This window comes from Lysobacter sp. GQ73, assembly GCF_059758755.1.
On sequence record NZ_JCAXEE010000037.1, the window covers coordinates 1 to 224 of the forward strand.

Sequence of the window (224 nt, forward strand, 5' to 3'; positions counted from 1 at the left end):
CGACACCGTGCCCGAACCGTCTTCGTCTGCATTACCCGTCATTGCCTTGGCCAGGGTCTGGCTCAGCGCCGTCACCGGCGTGGTCACCGTGGTGGTGCACGCAGGGTCGGTGCTGCCCGCCGGGCAGGCCGGGCTGGTCGAGGTCGCGGTATTCACCACGTTGCCGGCGGTCACATCGGCCGCGGTCACCACGTAGGTGCCGGTCAGCACGCAGGTGGCACCCG

General features: G+C 70.1%; 1 protein-coding gene. It reads right to left on the reverse strand.

The window, feature by feature from the left end:
• The coding region (locus tag AC6CH2_RS22565; RefSeq protein WP_498271173.1) for a hypothetical protein at positions 1 to 224 on the reverse strand (224 nt) is incomplete at both ends.